The sequence below is a fragment of the Curtobacterium sp. SP.BCo genome (genome assembly GCF_051903265.1).
Taxonomy (GTDB): domain Bacteria; phylum Actinomycetota; class Actinomycetes; order Actinomycetales; family Microbacteriaceae; genus Curtobacterium.
The window spans coordinates 2,838,756-2,865,554 of the sequence record NZ_CP194337.1 but is presented as its reverse complement, the minus strand read 5'-3'; the positions used below and the strand labels follow the sequence as shown (position 1 = coordinate 2,865,554).

Sequence of the window (26,799 nt, the reverse complement as noted above, 5' to 3'; positions counted from 1 at the left end):
TAGCTTCGGCAGCGACCCCGGTGCCCGTACCGGGCGGATCGGAGACCCCACCACCCCATGGCATCACCCCGCAGCACCGAACAGACCCGCTACTCCTTCGTCGTCGCATCCAACCGCCTGCCGGTGGACCGCGTCGTCGACGAGGACGGGAACGAGGGCTGGCGGCACTCGCCCGGTGGCCTGGTCACCGCGCTCGAGCCGGTGATGCGCGCGAACGACGGCGCCTGGGTCGGCTGGGTCGGCCAGCCCGAGGTCGAGGTCGAGCCGTTCGACAACGAGGGCATCCACATCGTGCCGGTCCCGCTCAGCGACGCCGACGTCGAGGAGTACTACGAGGGCTTCAGCAACGACACGCTCTGGCCGCTCTACCACGACGTCATCGAGCACCCGAGCTACCACCGCGACTGGTGGAACGCCTACAAGCGCGTGAACGAGCGCTTCGCGGCGCAGATCGCCGAGATCGTCGAGCAGGACGGCATCGTCTGGGTGCAGGACTACCAGCTCCAGCTCGTGCCGGCCCTGCTGCGGGAACGCCGACCCGACCTGACGATCGGCTTCTTCAACCACATCCCGTTCCCGCCGGTCGGCATCTACGCGCAGCTCCCGTGGCGTGCGCAGATCCTCGACGGGCTCCTCGGCGCCGACGTCATCGGGTTCCAGCGCCACGACGACGCGAGCGACTTCCTCCGCGCGGTCCGCCACATCAAGGGCTACACGACCAAGGGGCAGACGATCGACGTCCCCGTCGACGACCCGGCCGCGCCGCGCAGCCGCAAGGGCATCACCGTCCGGCACGTCGAGGCGCGGCACTTCCCGATCTCGATCGACGCCGCGGGCTTCGAGGAGATCGCGCACCGACCCGAGGTGCAGGAGCGTGCGCGGGAGATCCGCGCGAGCCTCGGGAACCCGAAGACGGTCCTGCTCGGTGTCGACCGGCTCGACTACACGAAGGGCATCCGGCACCGCATCAAGGCCTTCGGCGAACTGGTCGAGGACGGCCGGATCGCGGTCGAGGACGCCACGCTCGTGCAGGTCGCGAGTCCGAGCCGCGAGCGCGTCGACACCTACGCGGCGCTCCGCGACGAGATCGAGCTGACGGTCGGCCGGATCAACGGCGACCTCGGGGTCATCGGGCACCAGCCGATCGCGTACCTGCACCACGGGTACCCGCGTGAGGAGATGGTGGCGCTCTACCTGGCCGCCGACATCATGCTCGTCACCGCCCTGCGCGACGGCATGAACCTGGTGGCGAAGGAGTACGTCGCCGCCCGCTTCGACAACGACGGCGTCCTCATCCTGTCCGAGTTCGCCGGTGCCGCCGACGAGCTGAAGCAGGCCGTCATCGTCAACCCGCACGACATCGGCGCGCTGAAGGACTCCATCCAGCGCGCGATCGAGATGCCGCGCCGCGAGCGCTCGACGCGCATGCGCGCGCTCCGGAAGCGCGTCCGCGACAACGACGTGGCGCGCTGGTCGCGCTCCTTCCTCGAGGCGCTCGACCGACACGCGCCGCGGAACGCGCAGATCGACCCGTCCGCGGTGGACCCGAAGGACCAGCACCGCGAGGCCCAGACCGACAACATGTCGATCTTCGACCAGGACGCGCAGACGGCGCGTGCCGCCGAGGACACCCGGGAGGCGCGGGATGCCTGAGACCACCACCGACGAGTCCGTCCTCGCGGCGGCCCTCGAGACGCTCGCGGCTGCGCCGCGACTCATCGTCGCCCTCGACTTCGACGGCACGCTCGCCCCGTTCGCCGACGACCCGTCGCAGGTCGGTGCGCTGCCCGGCTCGTGGGCGGCGGTCCTGACGCTGCACCGCGCGAAGGACACCGAGGTCGTCCTGGTCTCCGGCCGGCCGCTCGGCAGCCTCGCCGCGGTGACGCACGCGCCGGAGGGCATGGCCCTCGTCGGCTCGCACGGCGTCGAGTGGCGGGTCGACGGCCACGACGAAGCCGCACTGTCCGACGACGAGACCGCCCGGGTGGCCCGGGTCGGTGCCGCGCTCGACGAGGTCGGTGCCCGGTTCCCCGGGGTCGTCATCGAGCACAAGCCGGCCGGCCACGGTGTGCACACGCGCCGGGTGAGCGCCGAGGTCGCCGCCGAGGCCAACGCCGCCGCGAGCGCCGCCGCGCACGAGGCCGACGCGGACGTCCTGGAGCGTGGCGGCAAGGACATCCTCGAGTTCGCGGTGCGACACGTCACGAAGGGCGACGCGATCGCGCGCCTGCGGGATCTGCACGGCGCGGACGCCGTGTTCTTCGCCGGGGACGACGTCACCGACGAGGACGCCTTCCGGGTCCTCGGCGACGGGGACGTCGGCGTGAAGGTGGGGGAGGGCGACACGCTCGCCCGCTACCGGGTCGCCGACCCGGCGGCCCTGACCGACGTCCTGAAGCAGCTGGCGCGGGCGCGGTTCGCTCGGTGAATCGCGCCAGCGACTCGCGGCGCGCCCCGAGGGAGCCTGCGACCGAGGTTCGCTGAGGCGGTGCGCTGACCTGGGTGATCCGTTCCTCCAGGCCGGTCCGCACCATGCGGATGCATGTTGTTGTCCAGTTGGTATCCCAACTGCGCCTAGACTCGCTCCATGCCTGACATCGACGTGAAGCCCCGCAGCCGGGTCGTCACCGACGGGATCGAAGCAACCACCTCGCGTGGCATGCTCCGGGCCGTCGGCATGGGCGACGAGGACTGGGAGAAGCCGCAGATCGGGATCGCGTCCTCCTGGAACGAGATCACCCCCTGCAACCTCTCCCTCGACCGACTCGCCCAGGGAGCGAAGGAGGGCGTCCACTCCGGTGGCGGTTACCCGCTCCAGTTCGGCACCATCTCCGTCTCCGACGGCATCTCGATGGGGCACGAGGGCATGCACTTCTCGCTCGTCTCGCGCGAGGTCATCGCCGACAGCGTCGAGACGGTCGTCAACGCGGAGCGCCTGGACGGCACCGTCCTGCTGGCCGGCTGCGACAAGTCCCTGCCCGGCATGCTCATGGCCGCCGCGCGCCTCGACCTCGCGAGCGTCTTCCTCTACGCAGGCTCGGTCATGCCCGGCTACGTGAAGCAGGCCGACGGCTCCTTCAAGGAGGTCACGATCATCGACTCCTTCGAGGGCGTCGGTGCGTGCAAGGCCGGCACCATGAGCGAGGAGGAGCTCAAGAAGATCGAGTGCGCGATCGTCCCGGGCGAGGGCGCCTGCGGCGGGATGTACACCGCGAACACGATGGCCTCGGTCGCCGAGGCGCTCGGCATGTCCCTGCCCGGGTCCGCCGCGCCGCCCAGCGCCGACCGTCGCCGTGACTACTACGCGCACCGCTCCGGCGAGGCCGTGGTCAACATGCTCCGGATGGGCCTGACCGCGCGCCAGATCCTCACGAAGGAGGCGTTCGAGAACGCCATCGCCGTCGCCATGGCACTCGGAGGCTCGACCAACGTCGTCCTGCACCTCCTCGCGATCGCGCACGAGGCCGAGGTCGAACTCTCCCTCGACGACTTCAACCGCATCGGCTCGCAGGTCCCGCACCTCGCCGACATGAAGCCCTTCGGCAAGTACGTCATGGTCGACGTGGACCGCAACGGCGGCATCCCGGTGATCATGAAGGCGCTGCTCGACGCGGGCCTGCTGCACGGCGACGTCATGACCGTCACGGGCAAGACCCTCGCCGAGAACCTCGCCGAGATCGACCCGCCGGAGCTCGACGGCGAGGTCTTCCGGAAGCTCGACAACCCGATCCACGCCACGGGCGGCCTGACGATCCTGCAGGGCTCCTTCGCGCCCGAGGGCGCCGTGGTGAAGACCGCCGGCTTCGACGCCGAGGTCTTCGAGGGGCCTGCCCGCGTGTTCGACCGCGAGCGCGCCGCGATGGATGCCCTCACCGAGGGGAAGATCCAGAAGGGCGACGTCGTCGTCATCCGCTACGAGGGCCCGAAGGGCGGCCCGGGCATGCGCGAGATGCTGGCGATCACCGCCGCCATCAAGGGCGCTGGACTCGGCAAGGATGTACTACTGTTGACGGACGGACGATTCTCAGGCGGCACAACCGGCCTGTGCATCGGCCACATCGCACCGGAGGCAGTGGACGCAGGTCCAGTGGCCTTCGTGCGCGATGGCGACCGCATCCGTGTCGACATCGCGGCTCGCTCGCTCGACCTACTGGTCGACGACGCCGAGCTGGAAGCCCGCCGAGAAGGCTGGGCTCCGCTGCCCCCGCGCTACACCCGCGGAGTCCTCGCGAAGTTCGCGAAGCTCGTCCAGTCCGCCGCCAAGGGCGCCGTGACGGGCTAGCGTCGACACCCGCACCATCGCCATCCCTCCAGGCAAGGAACACCTCATGCCCACGGAAGCCACTCCGCTGTCCGCGGCCGCCGGTGCACGCCGGACGCCGGAGACCCTGACCGGCTCGGGAGCCGTCCTCCGGACGCTCGAGCACCTCGGGATCACCGACGTCTTCGGCCTGCCGGGCGGTGCGATCATCCCGTTCTACGACGAGCTCATGGCGTCGGAGACGATCCGCCACATCCTCGTCCGGCACGAGCAGGGCGCCGGCCACGCCGCCGAGGGCTACGCCTCGGCCTCCGGCAAGGTCGGTGTCGCCATCGCGACCTCCGGCCCCGGGGCGACGAACCTCGTCACCGCGATCGCCGACGCCTACATGGACTCGGTGCCGTTCATCGCCATCACCGGACAGGTGTTCTCGACCCTGATGGGGACGGACGCCTTCCAGGAGGCCGACATCGTCGGCATCACGATGCCGATCACGAAGCACTCGTTCCTCGTGACCGACCCGGCCGACGTCCCCGCGACGCTCGCCGCCGCGTACCAGATCGCGACGACCGGGCGCCCCGGCCCCGTGCTCGTCGACATCACGAAGGACGCCCAGCAGAAGTCGGCGCCGTACGTCTGGCCGCCGAAGATCGACCTGCCCGGCTACCGGCCGGTCACGAAGGCGCACGGCAAGCAGATCGCCGCGGCGGCGCAGCTCCTCGCCGAGTCCGAGCGCCCGGTGCTCTACGTCGGCGGCGGCGTCATCCGCTCCCGCGCCACCGCCGAGCTGCTGCGGTTCGCCGAGGCCACCGGTGCGCCGGTCGTCACGACGCTGATGGCCCGCGGTGCCTTCCCGGACTCCCACGCCCAGCACCTCGGCATGCCCGGCATGCACGGCACGGTGCCGGCCGTGCTCGGGCTGCAGGACAGCGACCTGATCATCGCCCTCGGCGCCCGGTTCGACGACCGGGTGACCGGCAAGGCGGACGAGTTCGCGCCGAACGCCAAGGTCGTGCACGTCGACATCGACCCCGCCGAGATCTCGAAGATCCGCTTCGCCGACGTCCCGATCGTGGGCGACGCACGCGAGGTGCTGAAGGACCTGCTCGACGCGTGGAACGGGGTGCCGGCCGACGAGCGTGCCTCGACCACCGAGTGGTGGGCGAAGCTCGAGCAGCTCAAGGTCGACTTCCCGCTCGGGTACGCGGAGCCCACCGACGGACTCCTCGCGCCGCAGGCGATCATCAAGCGCATCGGCGAGCTCACCGGGCCGGAGGGCATCTTCGCCTCCGGCGTCGGACAGCACCAGATGTGGTCCGCGCAGTTCATCCGGTACGAGCGGCCGAACGCCTGGCTCAACTCCGGCGGCGCCGGCACGATGGGCTACTCGGTCCCCGCCGCGATGGGGGCGAAGGTCGCCGAGCCGGACCGCGTGGTCTGGGCGATCGACGGCGACGGCTGCTTCCAGATGACCAACCAGGAGCTCGCGACCTGCGTCATCAACGACATCCCGATCAAGGTCGCGGTCATCAACAACTCGTCGCTCGGCATGGTGCGGCAGTGGCAGACGCTGTTCTACGACGGCCGGCACTCCTTCACCGACCTCCAGACCGGACACGGCACCCGCCGGGTCCCGGACTTCGTCAAGCTCGCCGACGCCTACGGTGCCCTCGGCATCCGCGTCGAGAAGGCGGAGGAGGTCGACGCCGCGATCCAGCTCGCCCTCGAAACGAACGACCGTCCCGTGGTGATCGACTTCGTCGTCAGCCGCGACTCGATGGTCTGGCCGATGGTCCCGCAGGGCGTCAGCAACTCGTCCATCGAGTACGCCCAGGCCCTCGCACCCACCTGGGACGACGAGGACGCCGACATGACGGGGGAAACCGCATGAGCCACGTCCTGTCCCTCCTCGTCGAGGACAAGCCCGGTCTGCTGACCCGCGTCGCGGGCCTGTTCGCCCGCCGCGGGTTCAACATCGAGTCGCTCGCCGTGGGCAACACCGAGGTCGAGGGCCTGTCCCGGATCACAGTCGTCGTCGACGTCGAGGACCTCCCGCTGGAGCAGGTGACGAAGCAGCTCAACAAGCTGGTCAACGTCATCAAGATCGTCGAACTGGACTTCTCGCAGTCCGTCCAGCGCGAGCACATGCTCGTCAAGGTGCGCGTCGACAACCAGACGCGCTCGGCGGTGCTCGAAGCAGTGAACCTGTTCCGTGCCCAGGTCGTCGACGTGGCGACCGACTCCCTCGTCGTCGAGGTCACCGGGGACCCCGGCAAGATCCAGGCGATCCTCCGCGTGCTCGAGCCGTACGGCATCAAGGAACTCGCCCGTGCGGGCCTGCTCGGCATGGGCCGCGGACCGAAGAGCATCACCGACCGGGTGCGCTGAGCACCCGCCCGAGACCACCAGAACCAAGGAGACACACCCTCGTGACTGACATCGTGTACGACGCCGACGCCGACCTGACCCTCATCCAGGGCAAGAAGGTCGCCGTCATCGGGTACGGCTCGCAGGGCCACGCCCACGCCCTCAACCTCCGTGACTCGGGTGTCGAGGTCAAGATCGGCCTGCAGGAGGGCTCGAAGAGCCGCCAGAAGGCCGAGGAGGCCGGCTTCGACGTCCTCACCCCGGCCGAGGTCACGAAGTGGGCGGACGTCGTCGTCATCCTCGCTCCGGACCAGGTCCAGCGCATCGTCTACAAGGACGACATCGAGCCGAACCTCCAGCCGGGCGCCACGCTCGTCTTCGGCCACGGCTTCAACATCCGCTTCGGCTACATCCAGGCGCCCGAGGGCGTCGACGTGTCGCTCGTCGCGCCGAAGGGCCCGGGCCACACCGTGCGCCGCGAGTACGAGGCCGGCCGTGGCGTCCCCGTGATCGTCGCCGTCGAGGTCGACGCGTCGGGTTCCGCCTGGGACCTCGCGTGGTCGTACTCGAAGGCCATCGGCGGCTTGCGCTCCGGCGGCATCAAGACCACGTTCACCGAGGAGACCGAGACCGACCTGTTCGGCGAGCAGGCCGTCCTCTGCGGTGGCACCTCGCAGCTCATCCAGTACGGCTTCGAGACCCTCGTCGAGGCGGGCTACCAGCCGCAGATCGCCTACTTCGAGGTGCTGCACGAGCTCAAGCTCATCGTCGACCTCATCTGGGAGGGCGGCCTCACCAAGCAGCGCTGGTCGATCTCCGACACGGCCGAGTTCGGTGACTACGTCTCCGGCCCGCGCGTGATCTCGCCGGACGTCAAGGAGAACATGAAGGCGGTGCTCGCGGACATCCAGAACGGTGCCTTCGCGAAGCGCTTCATCGACGACCAGGACGCCGGTGCGCCGGAGTTCAAGGCGCTCCGTGCCAAGGGCGAGGGCCACCCGATCGAGGCCACCGGCCGCGAGCTCCGCGCGCTCTTCGCGTGGAAGTCGAACGACGCCGACTACGTGGACGGTTCCGCGGCGCGGTAGTCTTCCGGGGACTCGACGACGAGGCGGCGGTGCAGCCTGCACCGCCGCCTCGCGGCGTGACCCGAACGTTATGCAGCAGCTCCAGTACATCCCCGACGGCGCCGTCCGGCGTCCCTGCGCCGTGCCCGCCGCACCTGCGCGACACTCGTCGCGCCCGTTCCGTGCCGCGTGGCAGGACCGCACCGAGACCCATGGGAGGATCGTCGGATGGCGGTGACGAAGCGAGCGGTCCACATCGGCGCCGGCAAGATCGGGCGTGGGTTCGTGGGCCAGTTCCTGGTCGCGAGCGGCTACGAGCTGACCTTCGTCGACGTGGACGACCGCGTCGTCTCGGCCCTCAACGAGGCCGGGCGCTTCGTGGTGCACGAGGTCGGCGAGATGCCGGTCGAGCACCTCGTGTACGGGTTCACGGCGCTGAGCAGCAAGACCGACCGTGAACGGGTGGTCCAGGCCATCGCCGAGGCGGACGTCGTCACGACCGCTGTGGGCGCCCGCACGCTGCCGCTCGTCGCCCCCGTGATCGCCGAGGGGCTCGCGGCACGTCCGCTCGAGCGCGGCGACGTCACCGTCGTGGCGTGCGAGAACGCCTTCAACGCGACCGACTCCCTGCACGCCAGCATCCGACGCGCGCCGATCCTGGAGGACCGCGACATCGCCGCCGTCTTCGCGAACTGCGCCATCGACCGCATCGTCCCAGACCAGTCCGGCGTGCTCGGGCAGTCCGGCGGCCTCGACGTCGTCCTCGAGCCCTTCTACGAGTGGGTCATCGAGCGCACGCCGTTCGCCGGCTCCGACACCGAACCGCCCGCGATCGACGGCGTCACCTGGGTCGACGACCTGCAGCCGTTCGTCGAGCGGAAGCTCTACACCGTGAACACCGCCCACGCGACGGCCGCTTACCACGGCTACGTCCGGGGCATCCGCCTCATCCGCGAAGCGCTCGAGGACGCGGCCGTCCGCGCCGAGGTCGACGGCGTCCTCGCCGAGACCACCGCACTCCTCGTCGCCAAGCACGGCTTCGACCCGGAGGAGCACGCGCGCTACGTCGCCGCGAACCTCTCCCGCATCGCGAACCCGCACCTGCCGGACACCACGGTCCGGGTCGGCCGCAACCCGCTCCGGAAGCTCGGCCGTCGCGAGCGCTTCGTCGGGCCGGCCGCACAGCTCGCCGAGCGTGGGCTCCCCGTCGACCACCTGCTCGGCGCCGTCCGCGTGGCACTGGACTTCGACGACGAGAACGACCCCGAGTCGATCGAGCTGCACGCGCTCCTCCGCTCCGGCGCGACGGCGCACGCGCTCACGGAGATCCTCACCGGCCTGATGGAGAGCCACCCGCTCTTCCCGGCGGTGCGCGACGTCGTCGCCGAGGTGCTGGAGACGCAGCCCGCCGACGCCTGATCGGCTCCCGTCCAGCTCCCGCATGGTCGAGCGATGACGGCACGGCTCGTAGAATCGGTGCATGACCACGGCAGCATCCCCGCCCGACGGCTCGGTCGACCACGACGACGACGCCCTCAGCTGGGGCGACGCCGACGACGCGACCCACGTCGACGCGGCGCACAACCCGGTCGCCGTCAAGGACCGCGGCTCCCGTGACCCCGAGGCCCCGGAGACCTCCGGGTCGCTCATCGGGTTCGGCGTCTTCGGCGGGCTGTACCTGCTCTACACGGTCGCGTGGCTCCTCACCGCGTCGACCTCGTACGTCTCGAACGTCGACACCGTGCTCACGGTCTTCGTCGAGGTCCTCCGTTTCCTGTCGATCGTCGCCCCGGCGCTCTGGTTCACCGTCGTGCTCTGGGCCGGACGTGGTCGACGCACCCGCACGCGCCTGCTCTGGATGCTGCTCGGGGCGGCCGTCCTCTTCCCGTGGCCGTTCCTGATGACGCGGAGCTTCGGGTGACCGCGGCGACGCCGACCGCCCGCCGCGCGCCGGGGTCCCTCGCCGGCCGGATCGTGGTGTGGGCCGTGTTCGCCGTGCTGTTCGCCTACATGACGGTGCAGAGCGTCGGCAACCTCGTCACCGTCTCGCAGTCGGTCCGTGCCTTCAACGAGTTCCTCGGCACGGCCTCGGGTGGGAGCACGCTCACCCGCGACACCCCGTGGGTGTGGCTCGTGCTCGACATCGCGATCGCGCCCGTGGCGTTCGTGGTCGCCCTGTGGGCGAGCCGTCGCGCCCGGCTCGCGGTGACGATCGGCATCTTCGTGCTCGCCTTCGCCGCGGCCGGCGCGCTGTGGCTGGACCTGCAGCTCTTCGTCCCGCGTCTGCTCGACTTCTGACGCACCGACGACCGGACAGGAGGCACGGTGTCGGCCGGCACCGCGCCTCCCGTCCGTCGTGTGGTTCCCCGCAGGACCCGTCCTGCGGTCGTAACCACCTGCGCACGTCGATACGATGGTGGGATACCGCCCGTCTCGTGTGAGGAAACTGCAGCTGTGCCGAAGCCGGTCGTCCTGATCGCCGAAGAACTCTCGCCCGCCACAGTCGACGCCCTCGGGCCCGACTTCGAGATCCGGAACGTGGACGGTACCGACCGCCCCGCGCTCCTGGCCTCCCTCGCCGACGCGCACGCCATCCTGGTGCGCTCCGCCACCAAGGTCGACGCCGAGGCGATCGCCGCGGCCCCGAACCTCAAGGTCGTCGCCCGTGCCGGCGTCGGTCTCGACAACGTCGACATCAAGGCGGCCACCACCGCCGGTGTCATGGTCGTGAACGCGCCGACGTCGAACATCATCTCCGCCGCCGAGCTCACGGTCGGCCACATCCTGTCGCTCGCGCGCCACATCCCGGCCGCGCACGCGTCGCTGGCCGCCGGGGCGTGGAAGCGGTCGTCGTACACCGGTGTGGAGCTGTACGAGAAGACCGTCGGCATCATCGGTCTCGGCCGCATCGGGGCGCTCATCACGCAGCGGCTCCAGGCCTTCGGCGTCCAGGTGATCGCGTACGACCCGTACGTCACCACCGCGCGCGCCCAGCAGCTGGGCGTCGAGCTCGTCTCGCTCGAGGACCTCCTCAAGCGCGCCGACTTCACCACGATCCACATGCCGAAGACGCCGGAGACGGTCGGCATGATCTCGGACGAGCAGTTCGCGCTGATGAAGCCGACGGCCTTCGTCGTGAACGTCGCCCGCGGTGGGTTGATCGACGAGGACGCACTGCACCGTGCGCTCACCTCGAACACGATCGCCGGCGCCGGGCTCGACGTCTTCGTCTCCGAGCCGCCGAAGGACTCGCCCCTGGTGTCCCTGCCGAACGTCGTCGTGACGCCGCACCTCGGTGCCTCGACGGACGAGGCACAGGAGAAGGCGGGCGTCTCGGTCGCCAAGTCGGTCCGGCTCGCGCTCGGCGGCGAACTCGTCCCCGACGCGGTCAACGTCGCCGGTGGCGTCATCGACCCGTACGTGCGTCCGGGCATCCCGCTCGTCGAGAAGCTCGGCCAGGTCTTCACCGGCCTCGCCACCTCGCCGGTCACGAGCATCGACGTCGAGGTCCACGGTGAACTCGCCGAGTTCGACGTCAGCGTGCTGAAGCTCGCGGCGCTGAAGGGCGTCTTCACCGACGTCGTCAGCGACCAGGTGTCCTACGTCAACGCACCGCTCATCGCGGAGCAGCGCGGGGTGAGCGTGCGGCTGATCACCGACTCCGACAGCCCGGAGTACCGCAACGTCCTGACGATCCGCGGCGCGCAGTCCGACGGTCCCGCTATCAGCGTGTCCGGCACCCTCACGGGCCCGAAGCAGATCGCGAAGCTCGTGGAGATCAACGGCCACGACGTCGAGGTCGCCCTCGCCGAACACCACGTGGTGATGGTCTACACGGACCGCCCGGGCATCGTCGCCGTCTACGGCAAGGAGTTCGGGGACGCCGGCATCAACATCGCGGCGATGCAGATCTCGCGCGAGGCAGCGGGCGGGCAGGCGCTCAGCGTCCTGACCGTCGACTCGCCGGTGCCGGCCGAGATCCTCGAGCACGTCCGGTCCACGATCGACGCGGCATCGCTCCGCGAGATCGACATCACGCTGTAGGGGAGTGGCGGACATGTCCGAGGTCAACACAGTGCAGACGGTGCGGCTCGCCGTCATCCGCGGCGACGGGATCGGTCCGGAGGTCGTCGACGAGGCGCTCAAGGTGCTGCGCGCGGTCCTCCCGGCCGACCTCGTCGTCGAGGAGACCCCGTTCTCGCTCGGGGCCTCGCGGTTCCTCGAGACCGGCGACATCCTCACCGAGGACGACATGTCCGCCATCGCCCGGCACGACGCGATCCTGCTCGGCGCGGTCGGCGGGGACCCCCGCGACCCGCGCCTCGCCGGTGGGATCATCGAGCGCGGGCTGCTGCTGAAGCTGCGGTTCGCCTTCGACCACTACGTCAACCTGCGTCCGACGAAGGTGTACGACGCCGTCGGGACCCCGCTCGCCGAACCGGGCGAGGTCGACTTCGTCGTCGTGCGCGAGGGCACCGAGGGGCCGTACGTCGGCAACGGCGGCGCGATCCGCACCGGCACCCCGCACGAGATCGCCACCGAGGTCTCGCTCAACACCGCGTACGGGGTCGAGCGGGTCGTGCGGTACGCCTTCGAACTCGCGGACCGCCGCGCGCGGAAGCACCTGACGCTCGTGCACAAGAGCAACGTGCTCGTGCACGCCGGGGCGCTGTGGCAGCGCACCGTCGCGGCCGTCGGACAGGAGTACCCGGACGTCACCGTGGACTACCAGCACGTCGACGCCGTCACGATCCACATGGTGAAGGAACCTGCTAGGTTCGACGTCATCGTCACCGACAACCTCTTCGGCGACATCATCACCGACCTGGCCGGCGCGATCAGCGGCGGCATCGGTCTGGCGGCCTCGGGCAACATCAACCCGGACGGCACCTTCCCCAGCATGTTCGAGCCGGTCCACGGCTCCGCGCCGGACATCGCGGGTCAGCAGAAGGCCGATCCCACGGCCGCCATCCTCTCCGTCGCACTGCTGCTCGACCACCTCGGTCGCGGCGATCTCGCATCGGCGGTCACGCGGGCGGTCGAGGCCGATCTGGCTGACCGGGGCACCACGCAGCGTCGCACGGCCGAGATCGGCGACGCCATCGCCGCCGCGGCCACGGCACGCACCACCACCGCCTGACAGGAGTCTCCCCAGATGAGCACCGACACCGCCTTCGGCCTCGAGTTCGCCACCACCCCCTCGGCCGAGCGCCGGGCCGCGGCCGAGCGTGAGGAGATCCTCGCCGACCCGGGCTTCGGCAAGCACTTCACGGACCACATGGCCACCGTGCAGTGGACGCTGGACGCCGGGTGGCACGATGCCTCGGTCCACCAGTACGGACCGATCAGCCTCGACCCGAGCGCGAGTGTCCTGCACTACGCGCAGGAGATCTTCGAGGGGCTGAAGGCGTACCGGCACGAGGACGGCTCGGTCTGGACCTTCCGCCCGGACGCCAATGCCCGCCGGTTCCAGCGGTCCGCGCGGCGACTGGCGCTCCCTGAGCTGCCGGTGGAGACGTTCGTCGAGTCGATCCGCCGGCTCGTGCAGACCGACGTCGACTGGGTGCCAGACGCGCCGGAGACCAGCCTGTACCTGCGGCCGTTCATGATCGCGACCGAGTCCTTCCTCGGGGTGCGGGCAGCGCAGGCCGTGGCCTACCACTGCATCGCGAGCCCCGCGGGCGCGTACTTCACCTCGGGGCCGAAGCCGGTGTCGATCTGGCTCTCGACGCAGTACGCCCGCGCCGGGAAGGGCGGGACGGGCGCCGCGAAGACCGGCGGCAACTACGCGTCGTCGCTGCTGCCCCAGCAGGAGGCGTACGAGCACGGCTGCCAGCAGGTCATGTTCCTCGACTCGGTCGAGGGCAAGTACCTCGAGGAGCTCGGCGGCATGAACGTCGTCCTGGTCAAGGCGGACGGCACGCTCGTGACGCCGGACTCCGACTCGATCCTCGAGGGGATCACCCGCGACTCCATCCTGCAGCTGGCGGAGGACCGCGGTCTCCGCGTCGAGCGCCGTCGGGTGACCCTCGACGAGTGGCGCGACGGCGTGGCCGACGGCTCCATCACCGAGGCCTTCGCGTGCGGCACCGCCGCCGTGGTGACCCCGATCGCTGAGCTGCGCGGCGAGGGCTTCACGATCGGGTCGCCGACGGTGGGCGCCGGCGAGCTCACCATGTCGCTCCGTGACGAGCTCACCGACATCCAGTACGGCCGCCGTCCGGACCCGCACGGCTGGATGACGCGCCTGACCGACCCGGCCTGAGGTCAGGCGAGCGTCGGTAGGCTCCAACGGTGAAGATCGCACGGTTCAGCAGCAAGGGTGAAGACCCGCGGTACGGCATCCTCGACGAGCGCGACCTGGTCGTGTTGGCGGGGGACCCGATGTACCAGGGGTTCGAGACCACGGGGGAGCGGGTGCCGCTCGCGGACGCCAAGCTCCTGGCGCCGGTCATCCCGCGGTCGAAGGTCATCGGCGTCGGGCTCAACTACGCGGAACACGCGTCGGAGATGGACGAGCGCGCCGGGGACGACCCCGTGGTGTTCCTCAAGCCGAACACCGCGGTGATCGGTCCCGAGGACCCGATCCGACTGCCGGCGGGTGTCGGCCGCGTCGACCACGAGGGCGAGCTCGCCATCGTGATCGGCTCCCTCGCCAAGAACGTGACGCGTGAGGACTTCGCGAGCGTCATCCTCGGGTACACGATCGCGAACGACGTGACCGCCCGTGACCTGCAGGCCCGCGACGGCCAGTGGACCCGTGCCAAGGGGTTCGACACGTTCTGCCCGCTCGGCCCCGCGATCGAGACCGAGATCGACCCGTCGGACATCCGCATCGAGACCCGCGTCGACGGCGACTTGCGGCAGGTCGGCTCGACCAGCGAGATGGTGCACGACATCCCGTCCCTCATCGAGTTCATCTCGTCGATCTGGACCCTGCTGCCCGGTGACGTGATCCTGACCGGGACGCCGGCCGGCGTCGGCGAGATCCGCGACGGCGAGGTCGTCGAGGTGACGATCTCCGGACTGGGCACGCTGAAGAACCCGGTCATCGCCCGCCACTGACCCGCACCACCGAACGGCCCGCTCCCCACCCGGGGGCGGGCCGTTCCGCGTCCCCGCGCGGATCCGGCCACGCGACACGCCCGGGCGGTGGGCCGGTTGGCGGGGCCCCCGGGGCGTGTGTAGAGTAATCACTCGTTGCCGCTGAGGCGGAGAACGGAACGGCTGAGACGGTCACCGGAGCGAATGCCCCGGGGATGCAGTCCGGACGGGGTCCCGCTCAGGCAACACATCCCGATGAAGCCCCACTCTCGAGTGGTGTCTTCCGGGTGAGACGAAATGCCTCTCTGGCGGAATCTCTTTCGAGGTCGAGCGGGGAGTGCGTCTGGTCCTTGAGAACTCAACAGCGTGCACATTGTCAATGCCAATTTATTGACCCCGTGACTCACTGGCTTTGGTTGGTGGGTTCGGAGACAATTCCTTTTGGATTGAAGATTGTCAGTAGACAGTCAACAGTCAGTTTCAACTCGGTCTGATGCCTTCGGGTGTTGGGTCTGTATTTTTTTACGGAGAGTTTGATCCTGGCTCAGGACGAACGCTGGCGGCGTGCTTAACACATGCAAGTCGAACGATGATGCCCAGCTTGCTGGGTGGATTAGTGGCGAACGGGTGAGTAACACGTGAGTAACCTGCCCCTGACTCTGGGATAAGCGTTGGAAACGACGTCTAATACTGGATATGACTGCCGGCCGCATGGTCTGGTGGTGGAAAGATTTTTTGGTTGGGGATGGACTCGCGGCCTATCAGCTTGTTGGTGAGGTAATGGCTCACCAAGGCGACGACGGGTAGCCGGCCTGAGAGGGTGACCGGCCACACTGGGACTGAGACACGGCCCAGACTCCTACGGGAGGCAGCAGTGGGGAATATTGCACAATGGGCGAAAGCCTGATGCAGCAACGCCGCGTGAGGGATGACGGCCTTCGGGTTGTAAACCTCTTTTAGTAGGGAAGAAGCGAAAGTGACGGTACCTGCAGAAAAAGCACCGGCTAACTACGTGCCAGCAGCCGCGGTAATACGTAGGGTGCAAGCGTTGTCCGGAATTATTGGGCGTAAAGAGCTCGTAGGCGGTTTGTCGCGTCTGCTGTGAAATCCCGAGGCTCAACCTCGGGCTTGCAGTGGGTACGGGCAGACTAGAGTGCGGTAGGGGAGATTGGAATTCCTGGTGTAGCGGTGGAATGCGCAGATATCAGGAGGAACACCGATGGCGAAGGCAGATCTCTGGGCCGTAACTGACGCTGAGGAGCGAAAGCATGGGGAGCGAACAGGATTAGATACCCTGGTAGTCCATGCCGTAAACGTTGGGCGCTAGATGTAGGGACCTTTCCACGGTTTCTGTGTCGTAGCTAACGCATTAAGCGCCCCGCCTGGGGAGTACGGCCGCAAGGCTAAAACTCAAAGGAATTGACGGGGGCCCGCACAAGCGGCGGAGCATGCGGATTAATTCGATGCAACGCGAAGAACCTTACCAAGGCTTGACATACACCGGAAACGGCCAGAGATGGTCGCCCCCTTGTGGTCGGTGTACAGGTGGTGCATGGTTGTCGTCAGCTCGTGTCGTGAGATGTTGGGTTAAGTCCCGCAACGAGCGCAACCCTCGTTCTATGTTGCCAGCGCGTTATGGCGGGGACTCATAGGAGACTGCCGGGGTCAACTCGGAGGAAGGTGGGGATGACGTCAAATCATCATGCCCCTTATGTCTTGGGCTTCACGCATGCTACAATGGCCGGTACAAAGGGCTGCGATACCGTAAGGTGGAGCGAATCCCAAAAAGCCGGTCTCAGTTCGGATTGAGGTCTGCAACTCGACCTCATGAAGTCGGAGTCGCTAGTAATCGCAGATCAGCAACGCTGCGGTGAATACGTTCCCGGGCCTTGTACACACCGCCCGTCAAGTCATGAAAGTCGGTAACACCCGAAGCCGGTGGCCTAACCCTTGTGGAAGGAGCCGTCGAAGGTGGGATCGGTGATTAGGACTAAGTCGTAACAAGGTAGCCGTACCGGAAGGTGCGGCTGGATCACCTCCTTTCTAAGGAGCATCTGGCATCACGGAAGTGGTGTCCAGGCGCCGGATCGAGACGAACGTTCTCGCCGGTAGCTCATGGGTGGAACATTGACAGTGCAGTCGTCAGCGCAGCTGCCGACCTCAGTACGTTCGGGCTTTCGGGTTCGGGTGGGAACGGGTTGGTGGGAAGCGGGGTGGCTGGTGCACGTTGTTGGGTCCTGAGGGACCAGGCTTCCTGACCTGTGATGGGTTGGGGGTTGAGCCGGCGGAGTGATCCGTCACGGTTCTTCGGTGGGCTGCATGAAGCTGATGCGTGAGTGTCGGGGGAGTGTGGTGCCGATCGTATGTTGAGAACTACACAGTGGACGCGAGCATCTTAGATCGCTCGTGACGATGACCAGGCCTTCGGGTGTGGTGATTGTTCGAGTCGATCGCAATTTTAATCTTTGTGGTCAAGTTTCTAAGAGCAAACGGTGGATGCCTTGGCATCTGGAGCCGAAGAAGGACGTAGAAATCTGCGATAAGCCTCGGGGAGCTGATAATCGAGCTGTGAGCCGAGGATTTCCGAATGGGGAAACCCCGCTGGGCGCTTTTGTGACCTGGTGACTCCCGCCTGAATATATAGGGCGGGTAGAGGGAACGTGGGGAAGTGAAACATCTCAGTACCCACAGGAAGAGAAAACAACATGTGATTCCGTGAGTAGTGGCGAGCGAAAGCGGATGAGGCTAAACCGATCATGTGTGATAGCCGGCGGGCGTTGCATGGTCGGGGTTGTGGGACACGTCGCTCAGTTCTGCCGGACTGGGGCGGTTACAGCGCATCATAGTCGAACCGGTTTGAAAGCCGGGCCGTAGTGGGTGCCAGCCCCGTAGACGAAATGGTGTTATGGCCGGATGTGTATCCCAAGTAGCACGGGGCCCGAGAAATCCCGTGTGAATCTGTCAGGACCACCTGATAAGCCTAAATACTCCCAGATGACCGATAGCGGACAAGTACCGTGAGGGAAAGGTGAAAAGTACCCCGGGAGGGGAGTGAAATAGTACCTGAAACCGTTTGCTTACAAACCGTCGGAGCCTCCTTGTAGGGGTGACGGCGTGCCTTTTGAAGAATGAGCCTGCGAGTTAGTGATATGTGGCGAGGTTAACCCGTGTGGGGCAGCCGTAGCGAAAGCGAGTCTGAATAGGGCGTTTCAGTCGCATGTCCTAGACCCGAAGCGAAGTGATCTATCCATGGCCAGGTTGAAGCGACGGTAAGACGTCGTGGAGGACCGAACCCACTTCAGTTGAAAATGGAGGGGATGAGCTGTGGATAGGGGTGAAAGGCCAATCAAACTTCGTGATAGCTGGTTCTCTCCGAAATGCATTTAGGTGCAGCGTTGCGTGTTTCTCGCCGGAGGTAGAGCTACTGGATGGCCGATGGGCCTCAACAGGTTACTGACGTCAGCCAAACTCCGAATGCCGGTGAGTGAGAGCGCAGCAGTGAGACGGTGGGGGATAAGCTTCATCGTCGAGAGGGAAACAACCCAGACTACCAACTAAGGCCCCTAAGCGTGTGCTAAGTGGGAAAGGATGTGGAGTTGCACAGACAACCAGGAGGTTGGCTTAGAAGCAGCCACCCTTGAAAGAGTGCGTAATAGCTCACTGGTCAAGTGATTCCGCGCCGACAATGTAACGGGGCTCAAGCACACCGCCGAAGTTGTAGATTTCGCACACTCGATAAGCCTTCGTGGTTCAGTCGTGCGGAGTGGTAGGAGAGCGTCGTGTGGCGAGTGAAGCGGCGGAGTGATCCAGCCGTGGACGCTACACGAGTGAGAATGCAGGCATGAGTAGCGAAAGACGGGTGAGAAACCCGTCCTCCGAAAGACCAAGGGTTCCAGGGCCAGGTTAATCCGCCCTGGGTAAGTCGGGACCTAAGGCGAGGCCGACAGGCGTAGTCGATGGACAACGGGTTGATATTCCCGTACCGGCGAACAACCGCCCAAGCTAATCCAGTGGTGCTAAGAGTCCTAACCCGGTATCAGCGGATCCCTTCGGGGTGATGCGGTCCGGTCTAACGCTCGACCCCATGCTGGTGCGGTTAGCGTATGAACAGGTGTGACGCAGGAAGGTAGCTGAGCCAGGCGATGGTATCCGTAAGGTGAACCTGGTGTAAGGATGTAGGGCTGACGATAGGCAAATCCGTCGTCTGTACGCCTGAGATCCGACGCGTACCCGTAAGGGGAAATCAGTGATCCTATGCTGCCGAGAAAAGCATCGACGCGAGGTTGCAGCCGCCCGTACCCGAAACCGACTCAGGTGGTCAGGTAGAGAATACCAAGGAGATCGAGAGAATCGTGGTTAAGGAACTCGGCAAAATGCCCCCGTAACTTCGGGAGAAGGGGGGCCGGACACGTGACCGGACTTGCTCCGTGAGCGTTGAAGGCCGCAGAGACCAGTGGGAAGCGACTGTTTACTAAAAACACAGGTCCGTGCGAAGTCGCAAGACGATGTATACGGACTGACGCCTGCCCGGTGCTGGAAGGTTAAGAGGAGGGGTTAGCCTTTGGGCGAAGCTCTGAATTTAAGCCCCAGTAAACGGCGGTGGTAACTATAACCATCCTAAGGTAGCGAAATTCCTTGTCGGGTAAGTTCCGACCTGCACGAATGGCGTAACGACTTCCCAGCTGTCTCAACCGCGAACTCGGCGAAATTGCACTACGAGTAAAGATGCTCGTTACGCGCAGCAGGACGGAAAGACCCCGTGACCTTTACTACAGTTTGGTATTGGTGTTCGGAGTGGCTTGTGTAGGATAGGTGGGAGACTGTGAAGCGGGCACGCTAGTGTTCGTGGAGTCATTGTTGAAATACCACTCTGGTCACTTTGGATGTCTAACGTAGGACCCTGATCGGGTTCATGGACAGTGCCTGATGGGTAGTTTAACTGGGGCGGTTGCCTCCCAAAGAGTAACGGAGGCGCCCAAAGGTTCCCTCAACCTGGTTGGCAATCAGGTGGCGAGTGTAAGTGCACAAGGGAGCTTGACTGTGAGACTGACAGGTCGAGCAGGGACGAAAGTCGGGACTAGTGATCCGGCAGTGGCTTGTGGAAGCGCTGTCGCTCAACGGATAAAAGGTACCTCGGGGATAACAGGCTGATCTTGCCCAAGAGTCCATATCGACGGCATGGTTTGGCACCTCGATGTCGGCTCGTCGCATCCTGGGGCTGGAGTAGGTCCCAAGGGTTGGGCTGTTCGCCCATTAAAGCGGTACGCGAGCTGGGTTTAGAACGTCGTGAGACAGTTCGGTCCCTATCCGCTGCGCGCGTTGGAAATTTGAGAAGATCTATCCCTAGTACGAGAGGACCGGGATGGACGAACCTCTGGTGTGTCAGTTGTTCTGCCAAGGGCACCGCTGATTAGCTACGTTCGGACCGGATAACCGCTGAAAGCATCTAAGCGGGAAGCCGTCTTCGAGATGAGATTTCCATGCACCTTGAGTGTGAGAGGCTCCCAGCAGACTACTGGGTTGATAGGCCGGATGTGGAAGCGGGGACTAACGACCCGTGGAGCTGACCGGTACTAATAAGCCGAAGACTTGACAACACAATTATTTCCCACACTTCCGGGTGTGGGGCTCGCGTCCACTTTGTGGTTCCCGACAGACGATCGGGAACATGAAACTGAATACCGCGCCGACGCGCGGGACAGCTTTCATGATCCGTCACGGATCATGTCGAAGGTGTTCCGGTGGTCATAGCGAGAGGGAAACGCCCGGTCACATTCCGAACCCGGAAGCTAAGCCTCTCAGCGCCGATGGTACTGCAAGGGGGACCTTGTGGGAGAGTAGGACGCCGCCGGACTCAACGTTGCAACACCAGGGAACCCCTGACCAGCACTGGTCAGGGGTTTTCTGCGTCCCCAAGGGATTCCCTCGGCCTCGTGGGGGCGGGTGCCGGGCCGGTAGGATCGTCGAGTCATGACTGCGCCATTCACCACCGCCACCGGCTCCGACGTCCGTGTCCGCTTCTGCCCGAGCCCGACGGGGACGCCCCACGTCGGGCTCATCCGTACCGCCCTGTTCAACTGGGCGTACGCGCGGCACACCGGCGGCAAGCTCGTGTTCCGCATCGAGGACACCGACGCCGCGCGGGACAGCGAGGAATCGTACGCCCAGATCCTCGAGGCGCTGCGGTGGCTCGAGCTCGACTGGGACGAAGGGGTGGAGGCCGGCGGCCCGCACGGACCGTACCGGCAGTCCGAGCGATCGGACGTGTACGAGGACGTCATCGCGAAGCTCACGGCGTCCGGTCACGTGTACGAGTCCTTCGTCACGCCGGAGGAGATGGAGGCCCGCAACAAGGCCGCCGGGCGTGACCCCAAGCAGGGCTACGACAACCACGAGCGCGACCTCACCGACGCCGAGCGCCAGGCCTTCCGCGACCAGGGGCGCGAGCCGGCGCTCCGTCTGCGGGTCCCCGACCGCGACCTGAGCTTCCAGGACCTCGTCCGCGGGGAGATCACCTTCAAGCAGGGCACGTTCCCCGACTTCGTGGTGGTCCGTCCGAACGGCAAGCCGCTGTACACGTTCACGAACCCCGTCGACGACGCGCTCATGGGCGTGACGCACGTCCTGCGCGGCGAGGACCTGCTGTCGTCGACCCCGCGCCAGATCGCCCTGTACGAGGCCTTGTACGAGGTCGGCCTCGCGGAGTTCATCCCGGTGTTCGGTCACCTGCCGTACGTGATGGGTGAGGGAAACAAGAAGCTCTCGAAGCGCGACCCCGAATCGAACCTGTTCCACCACCGCGCCGCAGGCATGATCCCCGAGGGGCTCGTCAACTACCTCGCACTGCTCGGCTGGTCGATCGGCGCCGACCGGGACGTCTTCTCGATCGACGAGATGGTGGCCGCGTTCGACGTGACCGACGTGAACCCGAACCCGGCCCGTTTCGACCACAAGAAGGCCGAGGCGATCAACGGCGACCACATCCGCCTGCTCGGCGCCGAGGACTTCCGTGACCGCCTGCTGCCGTACCTGACGGACGTCGTGAGCGACCCGGCGACGCCGGAGCAGCTCGCGGTCCTGACCAAGGCCGCGCCCCTGGTGCAGGAGCGCATGCAGCTGCTGGGGGAGGCCCCGGGCATGCTCGGGTTCCTGTTCACCTCCGACGACGACCTCGTGGTCGAGGACGACGCGCTCGGCACGCTGAAGCCCGACGCCGGTGACGTGCTCCGCGCGAGCATCGCCGCGCTCGAGCCGCTCGACGCGTGGACGACCGAGGCGATCGAGGGCGCCCTGCGCGCGGCGCTCATCGACGGGCTCGGGCTGAAGCCCCGGCTGGCGTTCGGTCCGCTGCGCGTCGCGGTGTCCGGTCGTCGGGTGAGCCCGCCGCTGTTCGAGTCGATGGAGATCCTCGGCAAGGACTCCACCGTCACGCGCCTGCGTCGGCTCGCGGACCGTTGACGTGAGCGCACCGGACCGGTCCTCGGTCGACGTCGTCGTGATCGGCGCTGGTCCGGCGGGGCTGAGTGCAGCGCTGAACCTGGTCCGTGCACGGCGGACGGTGCTGCTGGTCGACTCGAACCGTCCGCGGAACGCCGCGACGTTGCGGTCGCACGGGTTCCTGACCCGTGACGGCGTCTCGCCCCTCGAGCTCCGGAAGCTCGGTCGGGCCGAGGTGGAAGGGTACGCCGAGGCGACCGTGGTGCAGACCGTGGTCGACCGGGTGGCGCGTGACGGCGACCGCTGGCTCGTGCACGGCTCATGGCGTGGCACCGAGGTCGAGGCGACGGCCCGCGCGGTCGTCATCGCGACCGGGTTGCGCGAGGAGTTCCCGGCCCTGCCGATGCTCCGCGCCTTCTACGGCACCGCGGTGCACAGCTGCGTCGAGTGCGACGGGTACGAGAAGTCCGGCGAACCGCTGGCGTTCATCTGCGAGACCGACGACGTGGTCGACCGCGCGCTGCTGATCGCAGCGTGGGCGGACGACCTCGTCGTGTACACGAACGGTGTCGCCGCGATCGACGAGCCCGGGCGCGCGCGGCTGGCGTCGGCGGGTGTGCGCGTCGACGAGCGGCCCGTGGCGGACCTCGAGGGGGACCGCTCCGGGATGACGGGCGTGCGCCTGGCAGACGGGCACGTGGAGCCCCGCACGGGCGGGTTCGTCCGCCCGCGGTGGTACGCGGACCTGGACTGGGTCGACGCCGAGCTCCCGCGCGACGACGAGGGGCTCGTCGTGGTGGACCGCGCGGGTCGGACCGGTGTCGCCGGGCTGTACGCCGTGGGCGACGTGACGCCTCCGGGGCCGGAGCAGCTGATCGTGGCGGCCGGGCACGGTGCCGTGACCGCGGCCGCGGTGCACCGCGATCTCGTGGGTGGTCTCACGGACCCTCGGGATGCTGTACAGTAGTTGATCGTGCCCCGGGCAACCGGGACCGAAGGCCTCCGGGCCTTTGGGGTATGGTGTAATTGGCAACACAGCGGTTTCTGGTACCGTCGTTCTTGGTTCGAGTCCAGGTACCCCAGCACTCGATGAACAGCCCCCGGGACATCCCGGGGGCTGTTCTCGTTCCCGGGCTGGCACTGACGGCGTTCCGTCGGCCTGCATCCCGTGCGACACGCCCGCGCCGCCCGATCCGTCGCGATCCGTCGCGATCCGTTGCGATCCGTTGCGGCGAACCGCACGATGGCCCGGGCGGGCGTCACGACGGTGCGCAGCCCCGGCCCGGAGGTGGGCGTCCGAGACGGACGCGGGGCGGGCCTCCAGGCCGGTTGCGGTTCCCCGCAGCCCACGCGGACGCACTCGCACGACGATCTGCGACGCACGTACCGTCACAGGACCGCCACGACACCGTGGCGGTCCGTCGACGAGCACCCGGGGGGTCCTTCCGTGACCGCTGCAGAACCGCTGACCACACTCCATCGATGGGGGCACACCGCAGTCGTCCCGGTGGCGGACGACCACTCGGTGCTGGACCGCTGGGACCGTGTCGTCGCGGTGCACGGCGACGAGCCGGCGGTGATCGGACCCGAGCGGACGCTGAGCTTCGCGGAGACGGACCGGACGGCGGCGGGGCTCGCGGACGTGCTCACCGCGACCCTGCGCCCGGACGGGCGGACCGGCGCCGGCGTCGGGACGGTCCGCGGGGGCGCGTCCGAGCCGATCGGCATCATGGCCGGGCAGACGGTCGAGGCCGTGGTCGGCGTCCTCGCGCTGATCCGTGCGGGGCGCACCGTGGTGGTGCTCGACGACCACCTGCCGCCCGCACGGCTCGTGCACGTGGTGCGGCTCGCCGGGGTCGTCGAGGTGCTCGCCGACCAGGACCGGGCGGAGACCGCGGCGGCCGTGCTCGACGCAGTCAGCGATGCAGCCGGCGACACGGCCGGAGTCACAGCCCGTGACGCGGCCGGTGACGAGAACGGAACCGACTCCGGAACCGGACGCGTCCACGACCTCACTGCGCTGCTGCTCGAGGCGCGAGCGGGAGCCGGGACGAGGACCGGCGCAGCGGTGGCGACCCGCCCCGGCGACGCCGACCCGCTCGTCCTCGTCTTCACCTCCGGTTCGACCGGGCTCCCGAAGGGCGTCGCCGTCACGCACCGGCAAACGCTCGAGAACGCCGAGCACGACGCGATCGCACTCGGGCTCGGCCCGGGGGACCGGCTCGGGATCGCGCTGCCGCTGTCCTTCGCCGCGGGGTTCTCCTACACCTGGAACGCGCTGCTCTGCGGTGCGGCGATCGCGCCGATGGACCCGCGCGACCTCGGGATCGAGCGGCTGCTGCAGGCGCTCGACGCCACCGGGGCGAACGGCCTCGCGGCCACCCCGCACCTGCTGCGCTCGATCGTCCGGGCCCAGCCGGAGACTCCCGCCGGGCCGGAGCACCCCGCCCGACCGGATCAGCAGACGACCGCCGGCGCCCCGGTACGCCCGGTCCTCGGCGCGATGCGCTTCGTGGTCACCGTCGGCGAGCCGATCACCGGGACGGACATCGCCGCAGCACGCCCGCACGGACCGACGACGACCTTCTGGAACGGCTTCGGCTCGAGCGAGATGGGCTGTGTGGCGTACTGCCCGGTCGGCCCGGACGACCCGGTGCCGACCGGCGTCGTCCCCGCCGGCTGGCCGCTGCCGGGGAAGACCGTGCGCGTCGTGCGCGAGGACGGGTCCCCGGCGGACCCGGGGGAGGCCGGCGAACTCGTCGTGCTGTCCCGCGGGATGACGGCAGGGTACTGGGGTGCCCCGGCCCTCACGGCCGAACACCTGGTCCCCGGCGCGGACGCCGAGCGACCCGCCGCGGACGTCGAGCGACCCGCCGCGGACGTCGAGCGACCCGGCGCGGACGCCGCGGACGCCGCGGACGCCGCGGACGCCGCGGACGCCGCGGACGCCGCGGACGCCGCAGACGCGGACGCCGCGGACGCCGCAGACGCGGACGCCGCGGACGCCGCGGACGGCAAGCGGACCGGCGTGGACGGCGCGGACCCCGCCGCCGACGCGCTCCCCGCCTGGCGACAGGGCGACCTGGCGCGCATCGACCCCGACGGCCGGCTCGTGCTGCTCGGCCGCGCCGACGACGCCGTGAAGGTCCGCGGCTACCTCGTCGAACCGAGCGAGGTCGAGGCCGCCCTCCGTGCGCTGCCGGAGGTCCACGACGCCGCGGTCACCGCACTGGTCGCCCCGCCCGCCGTGACCCGGCTCGTCGCCTACGTCGTCGGACGTCCCGGACGCCGCACCCCGGCGCCGGCGTCGATCCGTCGCGGCCTGCGGGACCGGCTGCCCGAGTACATGGTGCCGGCGTCGATCGTGCCGATGACGGAGCTGCCCCGGACCGAACGGGGCAAGGTCGACCGTGCGGCCCTGCCGGGAGCGCCGAGCATCGACGCCGAGATGACCGAGGACGAGTACGACCAGTGGGAGCTCGTCGTCGGGCAGATCTGGGCCGAGGTCCTCGGGCTGCGCGGCGTGCACCTCGACGAGGACTTCTCCGCGCTCGGCGGCGACTCGTTGACCGCCGAGGAGATGCTCGCGATCGTGCACGAGCGGCTCGGCGTCGACCTGCGCGGTTCGGACGTGCTCGAGCACCCGACCCTCCGGGCCTTCGCCCGCCGGGTCCGCGTCGGCACCTCCGCGCTGCCGCGGCACCCGGACGTCGTGAAGGTGTCCGAGGCCCGCAGCGTGGGCAACCCCGTCGTGTTCTGCTTCGCCGGGGCCGGCGCGCTGGCGCTGACCTTCCTGCCGCTGTCGCGCTACCTGCCCGAGTACGACGTGTACGCGTTCCAGCAGCACGCCATCGAACGCCGCGGCGTGCCGGACTGGTCCGTCGAGCGCAGTGCCCGTCGGTACCTCGCGCTCATGCGGATCGTCCAGCCGCGCGGCCCGTACCTGCTCGTCGGGCACTCGCTCGGCGGGCTGGTGGCGCTCGAGATCGCCCGGATGCTCACCGAGGCGGGGGAGCGGGTCCAGCACGTCGCGGTGCTGGACACGTACCTGCCGCGGACACGGTCCGAGCAGGCGCAGCTCGACTTCGGCCGGCTGGCTCCGCAGCAGTCGTCGAACGCGACGGTCCGGGTGGTCCGTCGCGGCCTCGACCGGCTCGTGCGTCGCGTGCTGCCGGCCGGCGTGCCGTACGGCGAGAAGGCCGCGAAGCGGTTCCGTGCGTACACGGCGGGCGTCCTGCGGTTCGGCGGCCAGAAGGACTTCGACGCCTTCTTCGACCAGGCGGCGATCTCCAGCAGACGCCACCGGCCGGTGCCGTACACCGGCCCATCGACGTACGTGGTGGCGGACGCGAACCCGGACGCCGACGGCTGGGCGGGACTCCTGCAGGGCGAGAACCGGACCGTGCGGATCGCGAGCGAGCACACCTCGCTGCTGCGTGAGCCGCACGTCGCGGACCTCGCGGCGGTCCTGCGGCCCGCGCTCACGACGCAGGGCGCATCCCCGGCACGCGTGGGCTGACGGACGGCGGGTCGCGGACGCGACCAGGAGACGGCCTGGAGGCACGGTGCGGGCCCGCACCGTGCCTCCAGGCCGTCGCGGCCGCGCGTCGCCTGCGGGCGTTG

Annotated in this window: 16 protein-coding genes, 1 tRNA gene and 3 rRNA genes; all 20 read left to right on the top strand. The window is 68.0% G+C overall.

The features are described from left to right. Positions 1-57 precede the first annotated feature (57 nt). The 20 genes from otsA to ACRQ4B_RS13450 all read left to right on the top strand — a co-directional run bounded on the left by otsA (position 58) and on the right by ACRQ4B_RS13450 (position 26,695). Positions 58-1,653, top strand: coding sequence for an alpha,alpha-trehalose-phosphate synthase (UDP-forming) (gene otsA, locus ACRQ4B_RS13545; protein WP_439691928.1), 1,596 nt, complete (start codon positions 58-60; stop codon positions 1,651-1,653). Beyond that, positions 1,646-2,428 carry a trehalose-phosphatase gene (gene otsB, locus ACRQ4B_RS13540; protein WP_439691927.1) on the top strand — a complete coding sequence of 261 codons (783 nt, stop codon included), beginning with the start codon at positions 1,646-1,648 and terminating at the stop codon, positions 2,426-2,428. The genes otsA and otsB overlap by 8 nt, the downstream gene beginning before the upstream one ends. Before the next feature lie 159 nt (positions 2,429-2,587). Then, on the top strand, positions 2,588-4,282 hold the full coding sequence (ilvD, locus tag ACRQ4B_RS13535; protein ID WP_439691926.1) for a dihydroxy-acid dehydratase: 1,695 nt from the start codon (positions 2,588-2,590) through the stop codon (positions 4,280-4,282). A gap of 46 nt (positions 4,283-4,328) precedes the next feature. Then, positions 4,329-6,152: an acetolactate synthase large subunit gene (locus ACRQ4B_RS13530; RefSeq protein WP_439691925.1), complete on the top strand. Its 1,824-nt coding sequence runs from the start codon at positions 4,329-4,331 to the stop codon at positions 6,150-6,152. After that, positions 6,149-6,649 (top strand): acetolactate synthase small subunit, encoded by a 501-nt coding sequence (ilvN, locus tag ACRQ4B_RS13525; protein WP_079236388.1) that lies wholly within the window; start codon positions 6,149-6,151, stop codon positions 6,647-6,649. Before ACRQ4B_RS13530 ends, ilvN begins: the two co-directional genes overlap by 4 nt. A gap of 41 nt (positions 6,650-6,690) precedes the next feature. Then, complete coding sequence (ilvC, locus tag ACRQ4B_RS13520) at positions 6,691-7,716, top strand: ketol-acid reductoisomerase (protein WP_439691924.1); 1,026 nt, start codon at positions 6,691-6,693, stop codon at positions 7,714-7,716. A 207-nt stretch (positions 7,717-7,923) separates the two neighbouring features. Then, positions 7,924-9,114, top strand: coding sequence for a mannitol-1-phosphate 5-dehydrogenase (locus tag ACRQ4B_RS13515; protein ID WP_439691923.1), 1,191 nt, complete (start codon positions 7,924-7,926; stop codon positions 9,112-9,114). Between the two features lie 61 nt (positions 9,115-9,175). Next, complete coding sequence (locus ACRQ4B_RS13510; protein WP_439691922.1) at positions 9,176-9,616, top strand: hypothetical protein; 441 nt, start codon at positions 9,176-9,178, stop codon at positions 9,614-9,616. Then, positions 9,613-9,993 carry a hypothetical protein gene (locus ACRQ4B_RS13505; protein ID WP_439691921.1) on the top strand — a complete coding sequence of 127 codons (381 nt, stop codon included), beginning with the start codon at positions 9,613-9,615 and terminating at the stop codon, positions 9,991-9,993. Before ACRQ4B_RS13510 ends, ACRQ4B_RS13505 begins: the two co-directional genes overlap by 4 nt. Positions 9,994-10,149: 156 nt before the next feature. Further along, a complete protein-coding gene (serA, locus tag ACRQ4B_RS13500; RefSeq protein ID WP_439691920.1) occupies positions 10,150-11,739 on the top strand; it encodes a phosphoglycerate dehydrogenase in 1,590 nt (529 codons plus the stop codon). A gap of 13 nt (positions 11,740-11,752) precedes the next feature. Next, a complete protein-coding gene (locus tag ACRQ4B_RS13495) occupies positions 11,753-12,835 on the top strand; it encodes a 3-isopropylmalate dehydrogenase (RefSeq protein WP_439691919.1) in 1,083 nt (360 codons plus the stop codon). A 15-nt stretch (positions 12,836-12,850) separates the two neighbouring features. Further along, positions 12,851-13,960 (top strand): branched-chain amino acid aminotransferase, encoded by a 1,110-nt coding sequence (locus tag ACRQ4B_RS13490; RefSeq protein ID WP_439691918.1) that lies wholly within the window; start codon positions 12,851-12,853, stop codon positions 13,958-13,960. Positions 13,961-13,989: 29 nt separating this feature from the next. Continuing rightward, entirely contained in the window at positions 13,990-14,760 is a 771-nt protein-coding gene (locus tag ACRQ4B_RS13485; protein ID WP_439691917.1) for a fumarylacetoacetate hydrolase family protein, read from the top strand. A 500-nt stretch (positions 14,761-15,260) separates the two neighbouring features. Next, positions 15,261-16,782, top strand: a 16S ribosomal RNA gene (locus ACRQ4B_RS13480). A 426-nt stretch (positions 16,783-17,208) separates the two neighbouring features. Beyond that, a 23S ribosomal RNA gene (locus ACRQ4B_RS13475) occupies positions 17,209-20,336 on the top strand. Between the two features lie 140 nt (positions 20,337-20,476). After that, a 5S ribosomal RNA gene (gene rrf, locus ACRQ4B_RS13470) occupies positions 20,477-20,593 on the top strand. Together the 16S, 23S and 5S rRNA genes form the textbook arrangement of a ribosomal RNA operon. A 116-nt stretch (positions 20,594-20,709) precedes the next feature. Then, entirely contained in the window at positions 20,710-22,197 is a 1,488-nt protein-coding gene (gltX, locus tag ACRQ4B_RS13465; RefSeq protein WP_439691916.1) for a glutamate--tRNA ligase, read from the top strand. Between the two features lies 1 nt (position 22,198). Next, positions 22,199-23,143: an NAD(P)/FAD-dependent oxidoreductase gene (locus ACRQ4B_RS13460; RefSeq protein WP_439691915.1), complete on the top strand. Its 945-nt coding sequence runs from the start codon at positions 22,199-22,201 to the stop codon at positions 23,141-23,143. Positions 23,144-23,187: 44 nt separating this feature from the next. Then, positions 23,188-23,259: transfer RNA gene (locus ACRQ4B_RS13455), tRNA-Gln, on the top strand. Positions 23,260-23,623: 364 nt separating this feature from the next. Further along, positions 23,624-26,695 carry a non-ribosomal peptide synthetase gene (locus ACRQ4B_RS13450; RefSeq protein ID WP_439691914.1) on the top strand — a complete coding sequence of 1,024 codons (3,072 nt, stop codon included), beginning with the start codon at positions 23,624-23,626 and terminating at the stop codon, positions 26,693-26,695. The last annotated feature ends 104 nt before the right edge of the window (positions 26,696-26,799 follow it).

Bases quoted from the DNA above. Each gene is read 5' to 3' on its own strand.
- otsA (WP_439691928.1), top strand. From the start codon at position 58: ATGGCATCACCCCGCAGCACCGAACAGACCCGCTACTCCTTCGTCGTC.
- otsB (WP_439691927.1), top strand. From the start codon at position 1,646: ATGCCTGAGACCACCACCGACGAGTCCGTCCTCGCGGCGGCCCTCGAG.
- ilvD (WP_439691926.1), top strand. From the start codon at position 2,588: ATGCCTGACATCGACGTGAAGCCCCGCAGCCGGGTCGTCACCGACGGG.
- ACRQ4B_RS13530 (WP_439691925.1), top strand. From the start codon at position 4,329: ATGCCCACGGAAGCCACTCCGCTGTCCGCGGCCGCCGGTGCACGCCGG.
- ilvN (WP_079236388.1), top strand. From the start codon at position 6,149: ATGAGCCACGTCCTGTCCCTCCTCGTCGAGGACAAGCCCGGTCTGCTG.
- ACRQ4B_RS13515 (WP_439691923.1), top strand. From the start codon at position 7,924: ATGGCGGTGACGAAGCGAGCGGTCCACATCGGCGCCGGCAAGATCGGG.
- ACRQ4B_RS13510 (WP_439691922.1), top strand. From the start codon at position 9,176: ATGACCACGGCAGCATCCCCGCCCGACGGCTCGGTCGACCACGACGAC.
- ACRQ4B_RS13495 (WP_439691919.1), top strand. From the start codon at position 11,753: ATGTCCGAGGTCAACACAGTGCAGACGGTGCGGCTCGCCGTCATCCGC.
- ACRQ4B_RS13490 (WP_439691918.1), top strand. From the start codon at position 12,851: ATGAGCACCGACACCGCCTTCGGCCTCGAGTTCGCCACCACCCCCTCG.
- gltX (WP_439691916.1), top strand. From the start codon at position 20,710: ATGACTGCGCCATTCACCACCGCCACCGGCTCCGACGTCCGTGTCCGC.